A 3,797-nucleotide genomic window follows, 5' to 3' on the forward strand; every position below is an offset into this window, starting at 1 on the left:
GGCGTCCAGTACCTGGAGCCGTTGTTCGAGTTCTCCGGGGCGTGCACCGGCTGCGGCGAGACGCCCTACCTGAAGCTGCTCTCCCAGCTGTTCGGCGGCCGGGCGAGCATCGCGAACGCGACCGGCTGCTCGTCCATCTACGGCGGCAACCTGCCGACGACGCCGTGGGCGCGCAACAAGTACGGGCGCGGGCCCGCCTGGTCGAACTCGTTGTTCGAGGACAACGCCGAGTTCGGCCTCGGCCTCCGGCTCGCCGCCGACCTGCAGACCGACCTCGCCCGCAAGCGGCTCGTGGAACTGCGCGAGGACATCGGCAACGACGACCTGGTGGACGCCATCCTCGGCGCCGAGCAGTTGTACGAGTCCGACCTGTCGCACCAGCGGGCGCGCGTCGAGGAACTCAAGGAGCGCCTCGACGACATGACCGGACCGGCGGCGTCCGACCTGCGCTCGGTGGCCGACCATCTGCTGCGCCGGTCGGTGTGGATCGTGGGCGGCGACGGCTGGGCGTACGACATCGGGTCGGGCGGCCTCGACCACGTCCTCGCCTCGGGCCGCAACGTGAACGTGCTCGTGCTCGACACCGAGGTGTACAGCAACACGGGCGGGCAGGCGTCTAAGGCGACGCCGATGGGCGCGATCGCGAAGTTCGCCTCCGGCGGCAAGGAGACGATCAGCAAGGACTTGGCGTTGCAGGCCATCGCCTACGGCAACGTGTACGTGGCGCGGGTGGCGATGGGTGCCGACCCGCAGCAGACGCTCACGGCGTTCCGCGAGGCGGAGGCTTACGACGGGCCGAGCATCATCTTGGCCTACAGCCACTGCATCGCCCACGGCATCGACATGAAGAAGGGGCTCGACCAGCAGTACCTGGCGGTCAACTCGGGCCACTGGCCGCTCATGCGGTTCAACCCGGTGCTGCGGCAGGCGGGCAAGAACCCGTTCCTGCTCGACTCGCCGCGGCCGCGGTTCCCGCTGAGGAAATACCACGAGAACGAGTTGCGCTTCCGGATGCTGCGCAACGCCAACCCCGAAGCGGCCGAGCGCATGCTCGAGCTCGGGCAGGCCCAGGTGGAGCGCCGGTGGCGCGACTACGAGGAAATGGCGATGCGGACGGCAGCCGACTTCGCCGCGGATGCGAAGGAGTGACATGGAACGGATCGCCGCCGACCTGGCCACCACCTATCTCGGGCTGGAGCTCGCCCACCCGGTCATCGCGTCGGCCGGGCCGCTCACCCAGAGCGTGGACGCCGTCGCCGCCCTCGCCGAGGGCGGTGCGGCCGCGATCGTGCTGCACTCGCTCTTCGAGGAGCAGTTGCGCGCCGAGGCCAACCGGGACGCCGCCCTCCTCGACGCGCACGAGGAGCGTTTCCCCGAGGCGCAGGACTTCTTCCCCGACGTGGCGGTGACGACCCGTTCGGCCGGCTACGGCTACCTGCGGTTGGTGGAGCGGGCGGCGGCCGCCGTCGGCGTGCCGGTCATCGCATCGCTCAACGGCTCCGACCTGGGCGGCTGGGTGGAGTTCGCCAAGGACATCGAGTCGGCCGGGGCGGCCGCGCTGGAACTGAACATCTACTTCGTGCCCGGCGACGTGCGCACCACGGGCGATCTGGTGCTCAAGCGGCACCTCGAGATCGTGAGCGCGGTGAGTTCGGCCGTGTCGCTGCCGGTGTCGGTGAAGATGTCGCCGTACTTCAGCTCGCCGGGCAACGCGGCGCTGCAGTTGCTGGAGGCGGGGGCGTCCGGCCTGGTGTTGTTCAACCGCTGGCTGCAGCCGGACGTGAACACCGAGACACTCGGCATGGACGCCGCCTTCGAGCTGTCGACGCCGCACGAGGGCCGGCTGCCGCGCACGTGGCTGGCCGCGCTGCGGCACCGCACCGACGCCTCGCTGGCCGGCTCGACCGGCGTCGAGACGGCCGACGACGTGGTGAAGTACCTCCTCGCCGGCGCCGACGCGGTCATGACCACGGCGTCGCTGATCCGCAACGGGCCGCATCATGTGATCACGCTCGTCGCGGGGCTGGAGGCATGGCTGGAACGCAAGGGGTTCGCGTCGGTCGCGGAGGCGCGCGGGCTGCTGGCGCTGCCTGCCGACGGCGACCCGGACGCCGCCGAGCGCGGCGGCTACGTCGCCGCCATCCAGGCCGCGAAGGCGCGCTACGGCACCCTCTGACGCCGAGCGGGCCGGCGGTTGAGGCCGCCGGCACGGCCCTTTTCGCGCCCGCAGCCCCCGCGCCCCCGCTGGCGTGCGCCCCGACCCAGGTCGGTAGACTGCTTCTCGATGGACACGAGGGAGGAATTCATGCCCGCCTCTGTGGAGCCGAGCAGCGCCGAGCAGGCGGCGTCTGTTGACCGGACGCCGCCGCTCCGGGTGGCCCTGTTCACCGACAACTACGGCCCTGGCCACAGCGGGCTGCTGTACGCCGTGCAGTTCCTCGAGGGGGAGCTGCTGGCGCGCGGGTTCCAGGTGCAGGTCGTGGCGCCGGCCTGCGACGGGCCCAACCCGTATCGTGCCCACCCGCACCGCAGCGAACTGCGGCTGCCCGGCATCCCGGTGCCGGGCATGTCGCTCACGATGGCCACCGGGCGCGGGTTCGAGCAGGCGCTCGCCCAACTCGCCGCCGACCCGCCCGATGTCATCCACGTGCACGGGCTGGGCTCCGTCGGGCTCCTCGGCGTCTGGGCCGCCGATCGGCTCGGGGTGCCGCTCATGGTCACGTGGCACACCGATTTCGAGGCGTACGCCGACCACTACGCCCTGCTCGCGCCGGTCGCCGACGCCTACATCCGCGCCCTCAAGGCGGCCACCAACGGCATGGACCGCCCCCAGCTCAAGCGGCTGGCCCGCTTCTTCCAGCCGCGCTGGTGGCGTCGCGGCAAGCTGACCCGGCGCGGCGTCCTCAACGCCGCCCGCGAGATGCTCGAGGCCGCCGACCTCGTCACCACCCCCTCCGACAAAACGGCCGTCCGCTGCATCGAGTTGGCGCCGAACGCCCACATCCGGGTCGTCCCGAACGGCGCGGACGCCCTCCCCCCCGGCCCGCCCCTGCCGCCGGCCCACGGCCCGCGGATCCTCTACGTCGGCCGGATCGCCCCCGAGAAGAGCATCGGTCTGCTCGTCGACGCCTTCGAGTGGGTCCGCGAGGAGCTGCCCAACGCCGAGCTGATGATCGTCGGCAACTGGCGGACCGGGCGCCTGCTGGAGCAGAAGTTGCGCACCGCCCGCCGGCGGGGCGGCGTCACGCTCGTCGGGCAGGTGCCGCGGGAACAGTTGGGGCCCTACTACGCGGCGGCCGACGTGTTCGCGTTCCCGTCGACGACGGACACCCAAGCGCTCGTCCTACACGAGGCCGCCCATGCGGGGCTGCCCATCGTGAGCTGCGACCATGAGCTGCGGCTGGTCGTCGACGAGGGTGTCAACGGGGCGTTCGCCCGGCCGACGCCGGAGTCGTTCGCCCGGCAACTCGTGATGATGCTGCACCACCTCGAGGATCCGAAGTTCCGGGCGCTGGCCTCCCAGCGCAGCCGCGAGATGGCGTCCTGGTGGACGATCAAGAACCAGTCCGAGGCGATCATGCAGCTCTACCGCGACCTGGCGGCGCGGCGTCCGGTGGAGGCGTCGCTCCGGGCGGTGCCCCCTGCGTGAGCGACGCGGCCGGCGTCCGTGCGCCTCGACCCCACCCAACGCTGGAGCGGCGCTGGGGCTACGTCGATGGCGACGTGGCGCAGGTCACATCGGCAGCAGCCCGGAGCTGAACAGCAGCCAGCCCGTCATCGACATCAGCAGCGCCACG

Annotated in this window: 3 protein-coding genes; all 3 read left to right on the plus strand. The window is 71.7% G+C overall.

Annotated elements, in window-relative coordinates; translation table 11 throughout:
* Positions 1–1,149: thiamine pyrophosphate-dependent enzyme (locus Q1K57_RS01760; RefSeq protein WP_300078319.1), on the plus strand; the 1,149-nt coding region annotated here is incomplete at its 5' end.
* A 1-nt stretch (position 1,150) separates the two neighbouring features.
* Positions 1,151–2,176 carry a dihydroorotate dehydrogenase-like protein gene (locus Q1K57_RS01765; protein WP_300078322.1) on the plus strand — a complete coding sequence of 342 codons (1,026 nt, stop codon included), beginning with the start codon at positions 1,151–1,153 and terminating at the stop codon, positions 2,174–2,176.
* Positions 2,177–2,305: 129 nt separating this feature from the next.
* A complete protein-coding gene (locus tag Q1K57_RS01770; RefSeq protein ID WP_300078324.1) occupies positions 2,306–3,649 on the plus strand; it encodes a glycosyltransferase in 1,344 nt (447 codons plus the stop codon).
* Positions 3,650–3,797 lie beyond the last annotated feature (148 nt).

Origin of the sequence: Propioniciclava sp., assembly GCF_029977985.1 — a bacterium.
Lineage (GTDB): Bacteria > Actinomycetota > Actinomycetes > Propionibacteriales > Propionibacteriaceae > Propioniciclava.